The following is a 16,490-nucleotide window of genomic DNA, read 5'->3' on the forward strand; positions in this document are numbered from 1 at the left end:
GCGCTCCTGCGCCACTTCGGTATCCAGCCAGAGCCGAACGTCCTGGCAGAGGGTCGGATGGTTCTCCTTCAGGGCCAGGACGTCATTCGCACCGGCGTCGATGATCGTTTGTGCAATGCTCTTCTGACAGCCCAGGGCATCGACAGACACCACGGCACCGTGCAAGTCGAGCAGGGCCAATAGGTCGGGAATCGCCGTGATCTCATTGGATTTCGCCGCCACCGCCTGTTGCGCCAACACCCAACGCGCCCGCCCGGCAAAGGCGCTGACCAGATGCACCGCCGGGTTTGCACCGTTCCGACGGCCGCGCACCGCCTTGCCATCGACGCAGACCGGTTCGTCGGTTAACCCCGGCAAGGCCGCCCGCGCCCACGTCGTAAAGGCCCTCTGGAAGGCCCCAGGATCAATCCGCCCCATCACATCGCTTAGCGTGTCGTGCGAAGGAATCCCGTTGGGCAACTCTAAAAATCCTCGCAACCACGCTTCCTTCTCCTCAGCAAACGCTTCCATCCCTACCCAATCCTCAACGCCGCTTAACACCGCGCACAACACAATCATCAAAATATCATGCAGTTTATGCAGCTTGTTTTGGGTCTCCCGGCGGGGATCAGGCAGGTCGGCTAAATACGGGCGCGGGTCCAGCAATTGAGGCAGCATCGGTTTTCTCCTGACAAGTGTTCCCTTCCCATATCCCTCTCACCTACCCCTTGTCAACTCCTTACATAGCGCGATTGCCCTGAATCGAATTTACAGTCTCTGGCAAAAGTGATCATGACGGCTCATACTTTTTAATTTGAGACCACAACCCACCAAAGCGGCTTCTCATGCAAGCAAAAAACCCCTTTGATACCAAGCTCGCCCTGCAAAAGCGCTTACCTGAAGGCATGAGGGCAGCACTCGTAGATGTTACCGACACCCTGGATTTTGCATGGGCAGCAGTGCAATCCGTCTTTGAAGGCCAAGCCACCCCAGAGCACGCTCTAAAAATCTGTGAGCTGATGCTGCTGGAGCGGGATCGGAATCTACGCGAAGATCGACGGGACTAAGGCAATCGCGGCACAGGTTCTCACCTTCGCAGCGCACGAAATCCTGGTCAAATGCCGGGCGATGCTGGATACCACAACCTGCGGAATGTTCTTCTGAATTCATATCGATACCTCTTGTTGATGTAATGCACTACCAACACCGCAAGCAGGCCAATCCCGTGTAAAACGTCTCAAAGCCAGCTTGCGCTCATCACGTCCCAGCCCGCAGCCGATCAGAACAGCGTTGCGCTCTTCCAACTTCGCCAACAAATCCAATTCGCCCGCCGACAGCCGCTCCCGATCTAGCCCCTGGAATTCGCCCGTCAGCGCCCAGTTGACCAGTTTCGCCTCGTTGATAAAGTGATGTTGTGCGCTAGGCTTGCCTTGCAATTGGCGGTGCAGTTGCAGCACCGCATTCATCACCTTGAAACTACTGGTCGCTTCGTGCCGCAAGCGTTTCCAGTCGTAGTGGGGGTGATACCCGGCAATCAAGGCGCGAATTTGCCGGTCGCACCAGATCGCAAAGCGGACATCCGGCCACCGCGCAAAATGAACGCCAAGATCAGGGTGGAACCAGGTGCCCCCGTTTCGGCCTCGCTTCGCTCTAATAAAATCCCCGACTTTCCGGGTATTTTCCCCATCGCACAAAGCGGCGATGTAGTCCTTGGTTTCGGCGTTCGCTAAGTAATGATCGACCCGCTTCCCGAAGCGTTCCGCTGCCACCGTTGCATTGAACCAACCCTCCTCGGTGAACGAGACGGGCATACCCTGATAATCCAACTGAATGAGCGAGTTAGCCATACGCCACCTGCCCTGTTACCGCGCCCTGTTGCCGTTCGCGCCAGATATGCCAGGCCCAACCCGACTTATAGCCACGCGCCCTGCCGATGGCCTGCAACTCCTCCAGGCTCCGCGCCCTGGCCACTTCGCGGCGACGTTCCCGCGCCACCGCCACCGCATCAATCGCCTCCAACTCTCCGGCTACCGTCGGTGGGGGTTCCTCTGTCGTGCGCGCCCACTCAAACACACAGCTACACTCTGGACAGGTCCGTGCGGCCAGCGGCAACAGCGCCCCGCAATCAACACAATCCTTCGTTAAATGGAGGTTCGTCGCCGACTTGTTCCGTGGCCGATTAGCCAACGACCACTGACCCGGCTCAGTCGGCAGACCATGCCGACGGGTATTCCCGGCATGATCCAAAATAGTCGCTCGCTGCTTGCCCGGATACGTCCGCAACACGCGGCCCATTTGCTGCATCGCCAGCGCATAACTGGCGGTCGGACGGAGCAAAATCGCCGCCGCCACAATCGGGATATCCGTGCCTTCGCTTACCACATTGCAACTGGCCAGCACTTGCAATTCCCCTCGGCCCAGATCGCGGATCATCGCATCGCGCCGATCATCCGGCGTCTTGCCATCCAGCATCGCCGCGCGATAACCCGCCTCCCGAAACTGGCGGGCCACATGCTCGGCATGTTCGACCGTCACACAAAACGCCAGTGCAGGCGCGCCATCGCAATGCCGCCGATAATGGGCCACAGCGTCGCCAGTCAACAGGGCCTTATCCATGACAGAGGCCAACTGGCCCAGGTTGTAATCCCCAGCCGTGACCTTCACCGAGCGCAAATCCACCTCTTGCCCGGCCGGCGGCGCATACACCACCGGCCGCGCCAGATACCCTGCCTCGATCAACTCCAACACACTTGGCCCTTCGACCAGCGCATCAAAATAACCCGCTGCGTCTTTGCCCAACCCTCGCCCATCCAGCCGACAAGGGGTTGCGGTCACACCCAGGAGTTTTGCTTTCGGAAATGCCTCGATAATCGCTCCCAGCCCGGAGCCGTTCACCGCGTGGTGCGCCTCATCAATAATGATGAGATCAAACTGGTATTTACCGGGATAAAGCCGCCGAGCCAGCGTCGCAATACTGGCCACCTGCACCGAGTGTTTTGTTTCGAAGGTATCGGGCAAGATGACCCCGTGACCGATGCCGAACACCGTCAGCATTCGGGAAATTTGCAGAATTAATTCGCGGCGATGGGCCAGAAACAGAATCCGTTTTCCTTTCGCATGAGCCAATTGAGCAATTTTCGCTGCAATCGCCGTTTTTCCACCGCCGGTTGGCAATATCATCAGCACGGCTTGCGATCCTGATAAGTACGATTGCTTAACGGCGGACATGAGGGCTTCCTGGTGCTTAAACAGGGATAGACCGGACATAGCGAACCTCTAGCGCCATGACCGTCGCTCACCAGCGGCCAAACCCGGTCGATACCGATACATCGCCTCTTCAATCGCCTCCAACTGCTCGCGTGGTGCGTCGGGTAGATGGTTTTTCCGCCACTGATCCAGCAGATCAGAAAATAGTTTTCGCTCACGTTCCGTGGTTAACGCGCTAGCGGTCATCTCCGACCTCCGGGAACGGCAACACGCTGATCGGCTCGGTCACGGCCACATCGGCCAGGCGCGAAACCCACTCTTTTGCCAGTTCGATCTCCACTTGCTCGATGGAAAGGCCGCGTTGCCGTGCGATCTGGCTCAAAACCACCCGTTCCGCATCCGTATATGCCTTTAGCTGATATCCGATAGGCATGGTCGCTCCAGGTAATTGAACGGTCGGAGTATCTCTTTAGCATCTTCTTATGCCGCCTTATCCGGAGCATCCTGATGGGCGTTCGCTGCCAGTTCCTCGGCTGCTTTTTCCAGCGCCAGGGCGCGCACAGCGGCCGCAAACGACAGCCCGCGCTCGATAGCCTGAGCACGGATCTTCAAAAACTCCTGCTCGTTAAATCGCACTGGAGACACGATGTCCCGCAACGACTCACGATTCATCAACACTGGCGTTTACCCTATGTCATGGCGCCGACGGCGACGCTATAGGCCAAGACCTCCACGCCGTCCCGCAGCAGCGAAGCGCGCGTAAAAATGCACGGCGAGTAATCGAGGTCTAAATCATGCTGTCGATAGGACACGGGGTTATCGAGTGCCTGGCATCGTTCGCAGCACTCCACGCCGTCAATATCCGGGTCAACCCAGTCCATCATGTACTCATGCTCTGGAAGAACGGTTTCGCAAATCGGCCATAGGAGGTCATCATCAAAGTCCCAAACATGAGCCATCGCACCGCTCACTGTCCTTTGCCATTTGGTCATCCAGTCACCTCCCCACCGCTCAACCGTTGGCATTCGGCACAACAGGCTGAAGGGTCAAACTCATGGGCCACCACGGTGAGTCCAGAATGGAATGCCGGCAGTACTCGGTCACACAGCGGCTCATCGAAATCCGGGTGGTCGTAAGACGGAACCCAAAGGTGAGCGGTCTCATCGGGACTGGCGGTTTTCCATGTGCTCATGGCGATGCCTCGCTGGCATTTAATCCCCCATCGGGCAACCGGCCATGGCGCTGGCTCACGACGGGCGGCGGTTTTGGGATTGGCCTCCCTGGATCACGCTTTCCACACCGGATGCAACGTTTTGGAACGTAGAGGGTGGCCCCATGAACCACGTAAGAAACCCCAGGCCGAGGCTCGAACCACCAGTCATGGCCCTTAAAGAAGCAAACCAGGCGCTCTAGCATAAAGTCGCCTCCGGCTCACTGGAGGCGCCGTTTTCGACGGTTTCGTCGATGTACTGGGCCAGCATGTCCAGGATGTCGGCATTGACCCAGTATTTCGCGCAGCGCAAATACGACGCAGCCAGCCGCAGGGCAGTCGGGTACATCTGAGTCTCAGCGCCACGGATAAACAGCCCGGTGTCGTCATTACCAAAGCGCACGGGGCCGGTTTCCACGGGTGGGGTCTGGGCTGGGAATTGACGAGGGGTCTTCACGCCGCCGCCTCCTGGCCCATGGATAGGGCGGGTTTGGCGTGGCAGTTCCCCTCTTTGGCAAGCGCCCAAAGGCGACCATTGCGCTTCCGATAAGCAGATGGATCGAAGATCAGCGCACCGTTGGTTAATTTTTCGAGGATGGCTGCTGTCGCGGGAGGTACGAGGTCTCCCCATTGAGAGACCGCAGACGGCGAAATACCGGCTGCTTCGGCTGTCGCGGTGGCGTTGCCGAAAAAGGCGATGGCATCACAGGTTTTCATGCCATAATTCTAAGTATACTTAAATTCTTATGTCAAGCTTACTAAAGTTAATTCCATGTAGCGTAGCTGCTATGGAACTACTAACGCTTGCGGAACGGATCACCTACGCGCGAGAACGGAAAGGCTGGCAAAAAATTGATCTTGCTAGAGCGGTCGGTGTATCAAGCGCGTCTGTCACCCAATGGGAACAGGGCCAAACCAAAGGGCTGAAGCCTGAAAATTTGGTCGCGGTAGCCCGCGCCTTGGAGGTATCAACAGACTGGCTAGGAGCCAAGAAAGGCCCGATGGAGCGTGGCGTCACCCTAGATATGGTTTCCCCGCGCGAAATGGCGTTCTTGCTTAATCTTCGCGGCCTTACCGACAAACAGCAAGACGAAGCGATGCGAGATGTTGAGGCAAAGAAACGGCAAAACGAAGAAATCTACGAAGCCTTAGCCCACACAAAGCGGACGTAATAGCCGTGGTGGAGTGGCATCGCGGTGGACGGTCTGGCGCAGGTGGCGGGTTACCAATTAATAAAAAGACAATAGGAGGGCAGATGATGGATCTTGAAACGACAAACTATATATTGAGACTTCAAGAAGCCATTCTCAGTCTACAAAAAGAGTCAGCCGCCCATGCGCGGCAATCGGTAGAGGTTTGGCGTGCGCTGAACCAACAGCTGGAGTTGGCCCGCACCCAAACGATGTATTACCAAGAGCTGCAAGCGCAGCTTAATCTGGTCCTTTTATTTGTGACAACAAAGCTATCAACAACCGAGCAATTTGCTGAATTCGTTGGGGATATTGTTGAGGCTAATGAAGTCTGCCCGGACCCGGCTGGAAAGAATTCGACCTACATGGCGGCCAAGGGGTTGTTAGAAGCCGGATTAAATCGGTATTTGCCAACCGGGACATCATCACCATCTTCGCCGAAATCTCGTCCTGATAACGTTGTATTGTTTCCCGCGCGGCCTGCCCATCCATTACCAACGCTTCCGCCCCAGCCTGAATCTCCTGATCCAACGCCGCAAGAAGACTAGCAATCTCACACGCTTTATCCAATTCATCACTCCAACAAAACGGCTAGCTTCCCAAATTCTACCCTACCCCGCCCTCGTGCGGGGTTTTTTATTAAGTTATTTTTAAGTATGCTTGATTTTATATTTTAAGTTTGATTAAATATACCTAACCCGCCACCCACCCCATAGGGAGCGGGCCATACCCCTGACATTCCCGCCCACCATGGGCGGGCTTTTTAGAAGCTTAAGGATAGGCGAGCTGGGCCGGGCGAGGAATGGCCAGGTTAGGCGGGGAGCGGTATGGCACGGCTGGGCATAGCAGGTCAAGGCAGGGCTAGGCAAGGCAAGGCAAGGCAAGGCAAGGCAAGGCAAGGCAAGGTTTCAATCGAACCGGAGAAACCGAATGAATCCGTTCAAAAAACTGACCGGCTTTAAGGAACAACCGACATGGTGAAAATAGACAAATGGAAACAACAGGTTATTAAAAACGCCTTACGGGAACTCGAAAACGACCACTCCCGAATGCAACGGCAACGAATCGAGCGTTGCCTAGCCGAATGGCGCACCGACACAGATCGAGAAACCACCATTATCGGCCAACCGAGCCGAGAAGCCATCCAGGAAAAAACCTTTCAAGAAATCCTAAACGAAATCAAAAAACGAGCAGATCGCATGAGCACGCTCGAATGTGGAGACCCCGCATGAAACCCATCCCCATCAACATCCACATCAAAAACACCCCCGCCTCCGCCATCCCGTTCAGCCTCCTCATCGCGCATCTCGCCGGAATAATCGGGATGACCCACTGGGCGCAAACCCCGACCCGCATAACGCTGCAAGTTGACCCCAGCACCCCCTACATCACAGTCGCCTGGGCCATCACCCGCATCGCTCGCCACCTGGGCGGCGCTGCCCGCTGGTCCGGCGCCCTAGGCGGTTTCCAGATCGACGCAGGAGCAAGCCAATGAACAACAACCCCCTAATCTCCCGCTACACCATCACTGACATCGACGGAAATCTGCTATTCGACTCGGAGCAATGGCCAACCCGCCAAAACACCCGCCCACCGCCTCGCCCAAAACGCCACCACCCACCACGGCGCATCCATCCCCTAGATGACGGCCATATCATCGACCGGCTAACTGTCCTCATTGCCGGCTGCCTGATCGTCATCGCAGAAAGCGCCGTCATTTACCTCCTAAGCCAACTCTATAGGGCGGTCGTGCGATGACCCCTGGCTGGTGGAACCCCAACCCGCACACGGCGCATCCGGTCTACCACTACGTCGGACTTGGAGAATTGCTTTGAGCAACGTTGATGTAATGAGCTGTGACGCATTAGTGGCCGAACTAAACCGGAAATACGAGCGCTGGAATCTTTATCGCACCAAAGTGGGTTTTGCGATTACGTTGCACAACAACAAATATGTAGTGGATGCCTATACCGCAGATGACCCACTGCTGAGCGAGTGCCTGAGAAAGGCCGTGGCTATCGTCCCAATCCCGCGTATCCCGCTACGCCCGCCAACAAATCCAGTATTTGAGGCGTTCCACCACCATGGAAAGCAATGGATCGTGCTCGATAAGGCCCGCTATTACGATCCTGTCTATTGCCTCTCAAAAAGAGAAGCCGAAGCCAAGGTGCCGGAACTGCTGGCCATGGCGCAAAAGTGGAACTCAGAATGGGATAAGAGATATCTGCACCTCGTGCAAAACGGACGGCACGGGGTTGATTTCCTTTTTACAAATGACCCGGAGGTTAAACAATCTTAACTAGAGGAAGAAATAAACACGAAAGTGGCGATGACAGCCAAGCAAGCCCACACCTACAACCTGCTCGCCCAATACGGACCAGCAACCGTGCTCCAACTCGCACGACTCGAACTCGCCAATACGCCAAACCCAACCCCACGAATGCTCTCCAAAAAAAGAGCAATTGTCCTGGATAAACTCCACCGGCTACGCGGCAAAAAACGGGTACGGCTCATTGCAGGTAGCCGCTGGGAAATCGGGTCCACCGAGCAGATCCCCGACACGAGCGATTTTGTCCCAGAACAAGACTGGCAGGCCGAGCACCAAGCCTGGGTTGCCAGCGTACAACAAGCCAAAACCCACCGACAGCAAGCCGGCCAATGGCAGGCTGGGTCGTGAACTTATCCGAGAACCAGAATGGGCGATAAATCAAGCATCGAATGGACGGACGCGACCTGGAATCCCATAACCGGATGCACAAAAGTATCGGCGGGGTGCAAACACTGCTACGCCGAACGGGACTGGGCGCGACTATCGGCCAATCCGAAAACCGTCTACTACGGCCGACCGTTTACCACTGTCCAATACCACCACGAACGACTCGGCCAACCGCTCCAGTGGAAAAAGCCCAGGCGAATCTTCGTCAATAGCATGAGTGACCTATTCCATAATGAGGTTAATTTAGCTGAGATTTCCAGGGTCTTCTATGTGATGCAAACCGCCGACTGGCACCAATACCAGATCCTCACCAAGCGCGCCAAACGGATGCGGTACGCCATCACCGCCCTGCTGGACCATAGCCTTATCAAAACGCCACCAGCGCATTTGTGGCTCGGTGTCTCTGTTGAAGATCAGGACACCGCAAACGAACGCATCCAGGACTTACTACACACCCCAGCCACCGTCAGATTTTTAAGCATTGAGCCTCTACTAGGACCGGTCAAGCTCCCATGGTTATTAGACGAAACCGGACGTCGCCAGATCGGCGCGCAGCCAGGCATTCGCTGGGTGATTGTTGGCGGTGAGTCCGGGCCAAACGCCAGACCTATGGACCCCGACTGGGCGCGCAGTCTTCGCGACCAATGCAAAGCGGCGGGAGTTGCGTTTTTTATGAAACAAATGGCCCGCAAGACCCCGATCCCAGATGACCTGATGATCAGACAATGGCCAGAGGTCGTAAGAGTGGATGAGTCATGATCGATACGTTGCTATGCGATTTAAAGGAAACTGCTCGACAGCTTGGTAATATCAGTGTGCGCACAGTCTATCGGATGATCGAAAACAAAGAATTATCAACGGTCCCGGTGGGGCGTCGGGTCATGGTCACCGCCGCCAGCCTCCATCGCTGGGTCGAACAACACGCTGATAATGCCTATGCTAATGACAGCGTTGGGCCATCTGCCACGGATAACGGAATATGCAAAAAGCAAAACCAAATAACCGAAAAGACCAAGACGGGCTATACCGACGCGATGACTCGCCGTACTGGTGGGCCAGTTTTGCCGACGCAAGCGGCCGCAGAACTCGCCGTAGTACTCAAACTACCGACCGCAAAGACGCAGAAGCGCTGCTTGCAAAATGGCGGCTTGCCGCCTACCAGCAGAAGCACTGGGATAAACCGCCGACGCACACCTTCGACGAATTGATCCTAGCCTATCTCGCTGAAACGAAAGATAAAAAGCGGAGCGCAGAGCGAAATTACTACAGCGCAAAACAACTATACCCCGTATTCACGGGGATCGAATTATCGCAGTTGACGCCATCGACCATTAGGGACTACATCAAAAGTCGCCAAGCGCTAAATGCGCAACCAAGCACGATTAATAAGGAATTGCGCTTGCTATCTGCCGCGCTGAACTATGCGGGTAGAGAATGGGGATGGGCAATCCAAAATCCGGTTAGCGGCAGAACCTTAAAGGAGCCAGAAGGCCGTGTCCGGTGGCTCTCTATTGATGAGACTGACTTACTTATGGCCGCTGCGGAGTCGGAACCCAAGGCAGCCGCGCATTTACCCGCTTTTATCCAATTAGCCTTGCATACGGGTATGCGGAAGGGAGAACTACTAGGCTTGGAATGGGATCGTGTTAATTTTGCAACTGGCTTGATTTTGCTAAGGGCGCCGCACACCAAAAATGAAAAGCGGCGCAGTATCCCCATCAACAACACGGCTCGCGCCGCGTTGATCCAAAGAGCGCGCTACAGGGCGACCCATTGTCCCGACTCGCCGTGGGTCTTCTGTCATGCCGGAGGCCAGCGCATTACCAGCCTTCGTCGATCCTTCGATAGCGCCTGTCGTCGTGCAGGAATTGTGGATTTCCACATCCACGACCTGCGCCATACCTGTGCCGCACGGTTAGTAAGCGCGAATGTCCCTTTGATGGAAGTACGAGATTTACTGGGGCATTCCAGCATAACGATGACCGAGCGCTACGCTCATCTAGCCCCAGAAAACGTGCGAGCGGCAGTGGCTGTTTTAGATAACGTGTCACGATATGGTCACGCGCACATTAATGAGGTTAATGCAAAAACCAGATAAGTATTTGAATCGATTGGTCGGGGTGACAGGATTTGAACCTGCGACTTCTGCCTCCCGAAGGCAGCGCTCTACCAGGCTGAGCTACACCCCGACAGGGGAGTGATTAATAACGGCGATTGACCGCGAATTGCGCCAGACCGATCAGTGCGTCTCTAGCTGGAGACTCCGGGAGCCTCGGTAGGCTGGTGATGGCCAGTTCGGCCTCTTTCGCGGCAAGACACGAAGTATAGTCCAGTGCTCCAGTTGACTCAATAGTGCGGGTCACCAAGTCAATCTGCTGCAATCCGCCTTGCTCGATGGCATTACGAATGATCTGAGCTTCTTCGGGCGAGCCGTGGCGCATGGCGTGGATCAGCGGCAAGGTGGGTTTGCCTTCGGCTAGGTCGTCGCCGATGTTTTTGCCCAGTTCCGCGCTGGAGGCGTTGTAATCCAGTACATCGTCAATGAGCTGGAAAGCGGTACCCAGATGCAAGCCGTAGCGGGCCATCGCCAATTCATCCTCAAGGGGCAGTCCGGTCAACACCGCGCCAAGTTGCGCCGCCGCCTCGAACAGCTTGGCGGTTTTGCAGTGAATCACCGCCATGTAGCGTTCTTCCGTTGTATCGGGATCATGGCAGTTGAGCAACTGCATGACCTCGCCCTCGGCAATGGTGTTGGTGGTATCAGCCATGATTTCCATGACGCGCATACTGCCGATACTGACCATCATTTGAAATGCGCGGGAGTACAGGAAATCGCCTACCAGAACACTGGCTTGGTTGCCCCAAATCGCGTTTGCGGTTTCCCGCCCGCGCCGCAAGCCCGATTCATCGACTACATCATCGTGTAACAGCGTAGCGGTGTGGATAAATTCAATAATCGCGGCGGCGTCGATGTGCTGTTGCCCGGTATAGCCGCAAGCCTGGGCCGCCAGCAGAACAGTGACCGGGCGTAGCCGCTTGCCGCCACCCTCGATGATGTATGCCGATAATTGGTTGATCAATACCACATCGGAATGCAACTGATGGCGGATCAAGGCATTGACCGCTTGCAAATCGTCCGCAATGGGCGCGCGGATGTGTTCGATAGTCATGGGGGATGGTGGCTTGGCAGAAAATCGTCGCCCATGCTACGGATTGGCTGCCACAGGGTCAAGGCGACCGCCTAAGCCTTCCTGACGACTGGAATTTGTTTGACCTGGGCCGAGCACACAGCTAGAATCTCACCCCTTTAGTCGGGACGGCCGAAGTCGTTTTGGAGAATTGATCAATGTATGCTGTCATCAAAACCGGGGGCAAACAATACCGGGTGGCCGAGGGTCAGACCCTCAAAATCGAAAAGCTTGATGCCGAGGAAGGCGCCGCCGTGGAATTCGACACGGTATTGATGATCGCCGACGGTGACCAAATTAAAGTCGGTTCGCCTTACATTGACGGTGCGCGTGTGAGCGCCACGGTAAAATCCCAAGGCCGTGGTCCGAAGGTTCTGATCGTCAAATTCCGACGCCGCAAGCATTATCGCAAAACGCAGGGTCACCGGCAGAGTTTTACCGAAGTGCGCATCGGCGGTATCCGTTCATCGGGCGCCGCTTCGACTGCGCAAAATGTCGCTGTACCGACCTTGCAAAAAACCGATACGGCCCCAGCGCAAGAGGATTGAAATATGGCACACAAAAAAGCGGGCGGTAGTAGCCGCAACGGTCGTGACTCGCAAGCGCAGCGCTTGGGCGTCAAATTGTTCGGTGGCCAATTGGCGGTACCGGGCAACATCATCGTTCGGCAGTGCGGTACTAAATTCCATCCAGGCGCGAATGTCGGTTGTGGTAAGGATTACACCCTGTACGCCAAGGTCGAAGGCCATGTGACCTTCGAGACCAAAGGGCAGTTCAACCGCAAGTACGTGAGCGTCTACCCTGCGCAGTGAGCGGTGACTCCTGGCGCGATGAAAGCCCCAGATGGGGCTTTTCTTTTGGGTCAAATTCGAGGGACGCACCATGAAATTCGTCGATGAAGTGACCATCCGGGTCGAGGCCGGCGACGGCGGCAACGGTTGTGTCAGCTTCCGGCGCGAGAAATATATCCCCTTCGGTGGGCCTGATGGCGGTGATGGCGGTGATGGCGGCAGCATCTACCTCCAGGCTGATGCCGAACTCAATACCTTGGCTGATTATCGCTATACCCGGCTGTTCCGGGCTGAGCATGGTAAGAAAGGCATGGGGGCCAATTGCACCGGCCGCAGTGGGGCCGATCTGGAGATCGTCGTTCCAGTTGGGACACTAGCCCATGATGTCGAAACTGGCGAATTGATCGGTGATCTGGTCGAATCCGGCCAGCGATTGCTGGTAGCACGCGGCGGCTTTCACGGCCTTGGCAATACCCGTTACAAAAGCAGTACCAATCGCGCCCCGCGCCAGGCCAAGCCGGGCACACCGGGTGAAGCGCGGGATATTCGACTGGAATTGAAAGTCATCGCCGATGTCGGGTTGCTGGGAATGCCGAACGCCGGCAAATCCACTTTAATCCGCGCCGTGTCCGCCGCTCGGCCCAAGGTCGCCGATTACCCCTTTACCACCCTGCACCCCAATTTAGGCGTGGTTCGGGTTGGGCCGTTGCGCAGCTTCGTCATAGCCGATATACCGGGCTTGATTGAAGGCGCGGCCGAAGGCGCGGGATTAGGCATCCAGTTTTTACGCCATTTATCCCGTACCCGATTATTGTTGCACCTGATTGATGTTTCGCCCCACAGCGACAGCGGCGACCCGGTGCAAGACACGCGGGTGATCCTCAAGGAATTGAAGCGCTACAGCCCCGAACTGGCAAATCGGGAACGCTGGCTGGTCCTGAATAAACTGGATTTGGTGCCGGAAGCAGAGCGCAAGCCGTTGGTTGCCAAGATTCGCCGTTCGCTGCGCTGGCGCGGTCCACAGTTCACGATTTCCGCGTTATCAGGCGAGGGGACGGAGGCGTTAATGCAAGCGGTCATGGAGCGGCTGGAAGCACTCCAGCAAGAACAGGCAGCGACGGTGGAGCAGGGCATAGCATCCACAGCCAACAATGAGGCGGACGATGTTTAGCAAGAGCCGCGAACAACTGGGGGCGGCCCAGCGCTGGGTGGTCAAGATCGGTAGTGCCATGATCACCAACGACGGCCAGGGATTGGACAATTTTTCCATCGACGCCTGGGTGGCACAGATGGCAGAGCTGCATCAAACCGGTCGTGAAGTGCTGCTCGTGACCTCCGGGGCTGTAGCGGAGGGAATGCGACGTTTGGGTTGGTCACAACGGCCAACCGCGCTGGCCGATCTTCAGGCAGCGGCGGCGGTCGGGCAGATGGGCTTGGTACAAGCGTGGGAATCGGCCTTTGCCCATCACCACATTCAAACCGCCCAGATTCTGCTGACGCACGAGGACGCCGCCGACCGCCAGCGCTATCTCAATGTCCGCAACACCTTGCGGACGTTGTTGCGGCTGCGGGTGGTGCCGGTCATCAACGAAAACGACACCGTGGCGTTCGAGGAAATTCGTTTCGGCGACAATGACACTTTAGGTGCGTTGGTCGCCAATCTGGTCGAAGCGGAACTGTATGTGATCCTCACCGACCAGCAGGGTTTGTACGACAAAAATCCGCGCCAATTTCCCGATGCGCGCTTCATCTCGGAAGGCAAGGCCGGCGATCCGGCGCTGGAAGCCATGGCGAGCGGCGCCGGTAGTTTGGGCAGCGGCGGCATGGTAACCAAATTGCACGCGGCGACCAAAGCGGCGAGTTCCGGGGCGTTTACCTTGTTGGCTTGGGGACGCGAACCGGACGTATTGCGTCGGGTGGCAGTCGGCGAGAACCTGGGAACCTTACTACGACCCCACCAAAGCCCGCTGGCAGCACGCAAACAATGGCTGGCGGTGCAATTACAGGTCAAGGGCCGACTGTGGCTGGACGGTGGCGCGGTGCGCGCGTTGCGCGCCGATGGCAAAAGTTTACTGCCAGTGGGCGTGACGGCGGTGGAAGGTCGGTTCGACCGTGGCGATCTGGTGGCTTGTTTGGACCCGGCCGGGGATGAGATCGCGCGCGGGCTGGTGAATTACGGTACAGATCAAGCCTTGCTGTTGATCGGTAAAACAACCCGCCGGATCGAGGCATCTATCGGCCCTATCGACGAACCAGCATTGATTCATCGCGATAATCTGGTCTTGGTCGCGGCTGAGCAGCACACAGCATAAGCTTTTCTTGAAACCAGCAATGAAAAGGCCGCAGATGCGGCCTTTTTGCTGTGCGCTATAGGCTGTCGCCGAAATCTTGCTGGAAACGTGCGAGCAGCTTTTCCTGCCAACCGGATATCGGTTTCAGACGGCCGTAGAAGAACCGCAAAATCTCTGGTTCTTCGATGAATTCCAGGCCACCCACCAGCCCACGGTTTTCGTGCAGCCAGGTGATCCGGTCGATGGCATATTTGACCTGGGACAGCGTAAAGACCCGGCGCGGCAGCGCGAGGCGCAACAACTCCATGTTGGCAAAGACTTCATTGCCATCGGGATCGCGCTGTTCGGACAGGGTGCCGCGTTCCATACCCCGGATGCCGCTGGCGATGTAGAGGGCTGAGGCCAACGCCCCGGCCGGATATTGGCTTTGCGGCACATGGCGAAGGAATTCCATGGCGTTGAGATGGCAACCGAGGCCGCCGGCAGGCGTGATCACCGGAATGCCCCGTTTGACCAATTCATCCACCATGTAGCGGATGAATTGCGGCCCCTGGTTGATCATGTCCTCATCCATGGTTTCTTCAAGGCCGACCGTCAGTGCCTCCATTTCCCGAACTGACATGCCGCCGTAGGTCAAAAAGCCTTCGTAGAGCGGGACTAACCCGCGCATCTTGCGATACAGCTCCTCGGTCTTGAGGCAAATACCGCCCCCCCTGGCGCAGCCGAGCTTGCGGGCGGAAAAATAGATGATGTCACACAGTGCTGCCATTTGCCGGGTGATCTCCCGAATGCTCAAGCTCTTGCAGCGTTCCTCACGTTCCTTGATGAAGTACAGATTATCGGCCAGCAAGCTAGCGTCCAGCACAAGGAGGAGATTGTATCGGTCGCACACCTGGCGGATGTCGGCGAGGTTTTGCAAAGAGAAAGGCTGACCACCGATCAAATTAGTGCCGGCTTCCATGCGCACAAAGGCGATTTTGTCGCGGCCATGCTGTTCGACCAAAGCCGTCAATTTGCCGATGTCCATGTTGCCCTTGAACGGGTGTTCACTGGTGACCTCCAGCCCGGCATCGGTGATGATTTCCTCGACGCTACCGCCGTTCAGGGTAATGTGTGCTTTGGTGGTGGTGAAATGGTAATTCATGGGCACGATCATGCCCGCCTTGACCAGCACCTGGGACAGGATGTTTTCAGCGGCACGGCCCTGATGCGTGGGCAGGAAATAGTGGAGGCCAAAGATTTCCCGCAGTTTGGTTTCCAGCCGATTGTAGGTTTCGCTGCCGGCATAGCTGTCGTCCGCCACCAGCATGGCCGCTTGCTGCTGATCGCTCATGGCATTAACGCCACTGTCGGTCAGCATGTCCATGAACACGTCCCGGTTTTGTAGCAGGAAGGTGTTATTGCCTGCCTCGGTGATCGCTTTTAGCCGGTAATCCACTGGCGGCAGGTTCAGTTTCTGAACGATGCGCACCTTGTGCATTTCCAGGGGAACATCTTCTCCACTAAAGAATTTTACCGTTGACATGGTGCGATTGGGCCTTTTTATTTTGAGATTAATGGGAGGTATAGATTAAAAGCGGACTATCACGCAGTCATGGTTTGACCTAATGCTCTTGACTACCGAAAACATGGTGCCCCGAACAGGAATTGAACCTGTGACCTCACCCTTAGGAGCGCTATTTTGGGGTGAATAACTGCCTATCGTGGCAAATGATAGTGTATCATAAGCCTTTGTTATTAACAGCTTTTCCGCTTTTCGTTTATTCGCTATCGTTCGCTATGATACGCTGTTTTATTGTCACGATGCACTTACCTCTTACCCCCCTTACCACCCATCAGTTTGAGCTAATCTTCTGGACTGTGTGAACTAAGGCATGAGGCGAAGCGGATGGGAACGGTGCGGAGGTTGGCGGAGGAA

The 16,490-nt window shown here is 56.2% G+C and carries 25 protein-coding genes, 1 tRNA gene and 2 pseudogenes; 15 read left to right on the forward strand and 13 right to left on the reverse strand.

All coding sequences use genetic code 11. The features are described 5' to 3' along the window. Positions 1 to 657 (reverse strand): ISAs1 family transposase (locus BN873_RS08205; RefSeq protein WP_048672747.1); only part of this gene is annotated, 657 nt, incomplete at its 3' end. A 167-nt stretch (positions 658 to 824) separates the two neighbouring features. Here BN873_RS08205 and BN873_RS08210 point away from each other — a divergent pair. Beyond that, on the forward strand, positions 825 to 1,046 hold the full coding sequence (locus tag BN873_RS08210) for a hypothetical protein (RefSeq protein WP_048672749.1): 222 nt from the start codon (positions 825 to 827) through the stop codon (positions 1,044 to 1,046). 99 nt (positions 1,047 to 1,145) lie between these two features. Here BN873_RS08210 and BN873_RS18750 read toward each other — a convergent pair whose 3' ends face one another. The 9 genes from BN873_RS18750 to BN873_RS08245 form a co-directional block, all read right to left on the reverse strand. Then, positions 1,146 to 1,826 carry a KilA-N domain-containing protein gene (locus BN873_RS18750; RefSeq protein ID WP_053085270.1) on the reverse strand — a complete coding sequence of 227 codons (681 nt, stop codon included), beginning with the start codon at positions 1,824 to 1,826 and terminating at the stop codon, positions 1,146 to 1,148. Further along, complete coding sequence (locus BN873_RS08220; RefSeq protein ID WP_048672751.1) at positions 1,819 to 3,246, reverse strand: DEAD/DEAH box helicase; 1,428 nt, start codon at positions 3,244 to 3,246, stop codon at positions 1,819 to 1,821. The genes BN873_RS18750 and BN873_RS08220 overlap by 8 nt, the downstream gene beginning before the upstream one ends. Before the next feature lie 9 nt (positions 3,247 to 3,255). Then, entirely contained in the window at positions 3,256 to 3,432 is a 177-nt protein-coding gene (locus tag BN873_RS20365; RefSeq protein WP_171820438.1) for a hypothetical protein, read from the reverse strand. Beyond that, the gene (locus BN873_RS08225; RefSeq protein ID WP_048672753.1) at positions 3,422 to 3,619 is read right to left on the reverse strand and encodes a hypothetical protein; all 198 of its coding nucleotides are present in this window, start codon (positions 3,617 to 3,619) and stop codon (positions 3,422 to 3,424) included. The genes BN873_RS20365 and BN873_RS08225 overlap by 11 nt, the downstream gene beginning before the upstream one ends. Positions 3,620 to 3,666: 47 nt before the next feature. After that, positions 3,667 to 3,864: a hypothetical protein gene (locus BN873_RS08230; protein ID WP_048672755.1), complete on the reverse strand. Its 198-nt coding sequence runs from the start codon at positions 3,862 to 3,864 to the stop codon at positions 3,667 to 3,669. Between the two features lie 11 nt (positions 3,865 to 3,875). Next, entirely contained in the window at positions 3,876 to 4,145 is a 270-nt protein-coding gene (locus BN873_RS08235; RefSeq protein WP_139031669.1) for a hypothetical protein, read from the reverse strand. A gap of 29 nt (positions 4,146 to 4,174) precedes the next feature. Then, a complete protein-coding gene (locus BN873_RS20065; protein ID WP_139031670.1) occupies positions 4,175 to 4,378 on the reverse strand; it encodes a hypothetical protein in 204 nt (67 codons plus the stop codon). Between the two features lie 217 nt (positions 4,379 to 4,595). Then, positions 4,596 to 4,853 (reverse strand): hypothetical protein, encoded by a 258-nt coding sequence (locus BN873_RS08240; protein ID WP_048672759.1) that lies wholly within the window; start codon positions 4,851 to 4,853, stop codon positions 4,596 to 4,598. Then, positions 4,850 to 5,113, reverse strand: coding sequence for a Cro/CI family transcriptional regulator (locus tag BN873_RS08245; RefSeq protein WP_048672762.1), 264 nt, complete (start codon positions 5,111 to 5,113; stop codon positions 4,850 to 4,852). Before BN873_RS08245 ends, BN873_RS08240 begins: the two co-directional genes overlap by 4 nt. A 71-nt stretch (positions 5,114 to 5,184) precedes the next feature. Here BN873_RS08245 and BN873_RS08250 point away from each other — a divergent pair, with 71 nt between their 5' ends. The 10 genes and pseudogenes from BN873_RS08250 (at position 5,185) to BN873_RS08285 (ending at position 10,400) form a co-directional block, all read left to right on the forward strand. After that, the gene (locus tag BN873_RS08250; protein ID WP_048672764.1) at positions 5,185 to 5,568 is read left to right on the forward strand and encodes a helix-turn-helix domain-containing protein; all 384 of its coding nucleotides are present in this window, start codon (positions 5,185 to 5,187) and stop codon (positions 5,566 to 5,568) included. An 83-nt stretch (positions 5,569 to 5,651) separates the two neighbouring features. Continuing rightward, a complete protein-coding gene (locus tag BN873_RS08255) occupies positions 5,652 to 6,134 on the forward strand; it encodes a hypothetical protein (RefSeq protein WP_139031671.1) in 483 nt (160 codons plus the stop codon). Positions 6,135 to 6,560: 426 nt separating this feature from the next. Beyond that, the gene (locus BN873_RS08260; protein WP_048672768.1) at positions 6,561 to 6,818 is read left to right on the forward strand and encodes a hypothetical protein; all 258 of its coding nucleotides are present in this window, start codon (positions 6,561 to 6,563) and stop codon (positions 6,816 to 6,818) included. Continuing rightward, positions 6,815 to 7,081: a hypothetical protein gene (locus BN873_RS08265; protein ID WP_048672772.1), complete on the forward strand. Its 267-nt coding sequence runs from the start codon at positions 6,815 to 6,817 to the stop codon at positions 7,079 to 7,081. Before BN873_RS08260 ends, BN873_RS08265 begins: the two co-directional genes overlap by 4 nt. Further along, complete coding sequence (locus tag BN873_RS08270) at positions 7,078 to 7,344, forward strand: hypothetical protein (RefSeq protein WP_048672776.1); 267 nt, start codon at positions 7,078 to 7,080, stop codon at positions 7,342 to 7,344. Before BN873_RS08265 ends, BN873_RS08270 begins: the two co-directional genes overlap by 4 nt. A 73-nt stretch (positions 7,345 to 7,417) precedes the next feature. Continuing rightward, the gene (locus BN873_RS08275; RefSeq protein WP_139031672.1) at positions 7,418 to 7,885 is read left to right on the forward strand and encodes a hypothetical protein; all 468 of its coding nucleotides are present in this window, start codon (positions 7,418 to 7,420) and stop codon (positions 7,883 to 7,885) included. A 30-nt stretch (positions 7,886 to 7,915) separates the two neighbouring features. After that, complete coding sequence (locus tag BN873_RS20070) at positions 7,916 to 8,263, forward strand: hypothetical protein (protein ID WP_139031673.1); 348 nt, start codon at positions 7,916 to 7,918, stop codon at positions 8,261 to 8,263. 18 nt (positions 8,264 to 8,281) lie between these two features. Continuing rightward, positions 8,282 to 9,061 carry a DUF5131 family protein gene (locus BN873_RS08280; protein WP_053085271.1) on the forward strand — a complete coding sequence of 260 codons (780 nt, stop codon included), beginning with the start codon at positions 8,282 to 8,284 and terminating at the stop codon, positions 9,059 to 9,061. Then, positions 9,058 to 9,213 (forward strand): annotated as a pseudogene (locus BN873_RS21310) (helix-turn-helix domain-containing protein); the annotation flags it as partial. The gene BN873_RS08280 and the pseudogene BN873_RS21310, both read left to right, overlap by 4 nt. Positions 9,214 to 9,281: 68 nt before the next feature. Then, positions 9,282 to 10,400, forward strand: a complete 1,119-nt coding sequence (locus BN873_RS08285; protein WP_048672781.1) for a tyrosine-type recombinase/integrase — start codon at positions 9,282 to 9,284, stop codon at positions 10,398 to 10,400. A gap of 14 nt (positions 10,401 to 10,414) precedes the next feature. Here the strand turns inward: BN873_RS08285 and BN873_RS08290 are convergent. Continuing rightward, positions 10,415 to 10,491: transfer RNA gene (locus BN873_RS08290), tRNA-Pro, on the reverse strand. Positions 10,492 to 10,503: 12 nt separating this feature from the next. Beyond that, entirely contained in the window at positions 10,504 to 11,472 is a 969-nt protein-coding gene (gene ispB, locus BN873_RS08295; protein WP_048672783.1) for an octaprenyl diphosphate synthase, read from the reverse strand. A gap of 176 nt (positions 11,473 to 11,648) precedes the next feature. Here ispB and rplU point away from each other — a divergent pair. The 4 genes and pseudogenes from rplU to proB form a co-directional block, all read left to right on the forward strand. Further along, positions 11,649 to 11,951 (forward strand): annotated as a pseudogene (rplU, locus tag BN873_RS08300) (50S ribosomal protein L21); the annotation flags it as partial. Between the two features lie 90 nt (positions 11,952 to 12,041). After that, positions 12,042 to 12,302 carry a 50S ribosomal protein L27 gene (gene rpmA, locus BN873_RS08305; protein WP_048672787.1) on the forward strand — a complete coding sequence of 87 codons (261 nt, stop codon included), beginning with the start codon at positions 12,042 to 12,044 and terminating at the stop codon, positions 12,300 to 12,302. Positions 12,303 to 12,372: 70 nt separating this feature from the next. Next, positions 12,373 to 13,452, forward strand: coding sequence for an Obg family GTPase CgtA (cgtA, locus tag BN873_RS08310; protein WP_048672799.1), 1,080 nt, complete (start codon positions 12,373 to 12,375; stop codon positions 13,450 to 13,452). After that, complete coding sequence (gene proB / locus BN873_RS08315) at positions 13,445 to 14,593, forward strand: glutamate 5-kinase (protein WP_048672790.1); 1,149 nt, start codon at positions 13,445 to 13,447, stop codon at positions 14,591 to 14,593. Before cgtA ends, proB begins: the two co-directional genes overlap by 8 nt. A gap of 55 nt (positions 14,594 to 14,648) precedes the next feature. Here the strand turns inward: proB and BN873_RS08320 are convergent, their stop codons facing one another. Then, complete coding sequence (locus BN873_RS08320) at positions 14,649 to 16,097, reverse strand: tryptophanase (RefSeq protein WP_048672793.1); 1,449 nt, start codon at positions 16,095 to 16,097, stop codon at positions 14,649 to 14,651. Positions 16,098 to 16,490 lie beyond the last annotated feature (393 nt).

Source organism: Candidatus Competibacter denitrificans Run_A_D11 (genome assembly GCF_001051235.1).
Lineage (GTDB): Bacteria > Pseudomonadota > Gammaproteobacteria > Competibacterales > Competibacteraceae > Competibacter_A > Competibacter_A denitrificans.

Bases quoted from the DNA above. Each gene is read 5' to 3' on its own strand.
- BN873_RS08210 (WP_048672749.1), top strand. From the start codon at position 825: ATGCAAGCAAAAAACCCCTTTGATACCAAGCTCGCCCTGCAAAAGCGC.
- BN873_RS18750 (WP_053085270.1), bottom strand. From the start codon at position 1,826: ATGGCTAACTCGCTCATTCAGTTGGATTATCAGGGTATGCCCGTCTCG.
- BN873_RS08220 (WP_048672751.1), bottom strand. From the start codon at position 3,246: ATGTCCGGTCTATCCCTGTTTAAGCACCAGGAAGCCCTCATGTCCGCC.
- BN873_RS20365 (WP_171820438.1), bottom strand. From the start codon at position 3,432: ATGACCGCTAGCGCGTTAACCACGGAACGTGAGCGAAAACTATTTTCT.
- BN873_RS08225 (WP_048672753.1), bottom strand. From the start codon at position 3,619: ATGCCTATCGGATATCAGCTAAAGGCATATACGGATGCGGAACGGGTG.
- BN873_RS08235 (WP_139031669.1), bottom strand. From the start codon at position 4,145: ATGGCTCATGTTTGGGACTTTGATGATGACCTCCTATGGCCGATTTGC.
- BN873_RS20065 (WP_139031670.1), bottom strand. From the start codon at position 4,378: ATGAGCACATGGAAAACCGCCAGTCCCGATGAGACCGCTCACCTTTGG.
- BN873_RS08245 (WP_048672762.1), bottom strand. From the start codon at position 5,113: ATGAAAACCTGTGATGCCATCGCCTTTTTCGGCAACGCCACCGCGACA.
- BN873_RS08250 (WP_048672764.1), top strand. From the start codon at position 5,185: ATGGAACTACTAACGCTTGCGGAACGGATCACCTACGCGCGAGAACGG.
- BN873_RS08255 (WP_139031671.1), top strand. From the start codon at position 5,652: ATGATGGATCTTGAAACGACAAACTATATATTGAGACTTCAAGAAGCC.
- BN873_RS08260 (WP_048672768.1), top strand. From the start codon at position 6,561: ATGGTGAAAATAGACAAATGGAAACAACAGGTTATTAAAAACGCCTTA.
- BN873_RS08265 (WP_048672772.1), top strand. From the start codon at position 6,815: ATGAAACCCATCCCCATCAACATCCACATCAAAAACACCCCCGCCTCC.
- BN873_RS08270 (WP_048672776.1), top strand. From the start codon at position 7,078: ATGAACAACAACCCCCTAATCTCCCGCTACACCATCACTGACATCGAC.
- BN873_RS20070 (WP_139031673.1), top strand. From the start codon at position 7,916: ATGACAGCCAAGCAAGCCCACACCTACAACCTGCTCGCCCAATACGGA.
- BN873_RS08280 (WP_053085271.1), top strand. From the start codon at position 8,282: ATGGGCGATAAATCAAGCATCGAATGGACGGACGCGACCTGGAATCCC.
- BN873_RS08285 (WP_048672781.1), top strand. From the start codon at position 9,282: ATGCAAAAAGCAAAACCAAATAACCGAAAAGACCAAGACGGGCTATAC.
- ispB (WP_048672783.1), bottom strand. From the start codon at position 11,472: ATGACTATCGAACACATCCGCGCGCCCATTGCGGACGATTTGCAAGCG.
- rpmA (WP_048672787.1), top strand. From the start codon at position 12,042: ATGGCACACAAAAAAGCGGGCGGTAGTAGCCGCAACGGTCGTGACTCG.
- cgtA (WP_048672799.1), top strand. From the start codon at position 12,373: ATGAAATTCGTCGATGAAGTGACCATCCGGGTCGAGGCCGGCGACGGC.
- proB (WP_048672790.1), top strand. From the start codon at position 13,445: ATGTTTAGCAAGAGCCGCGAACAACTGGGGGCGGCCCAGCGCTGGGTG.
- BN873_RS08320 (WP_048672793.1), bottom strand. From the start codon at position 16,097: ATGTCAACGGTAAAATTCTTTAGTGGAGAAGATGTTCCCCTGGAAATG.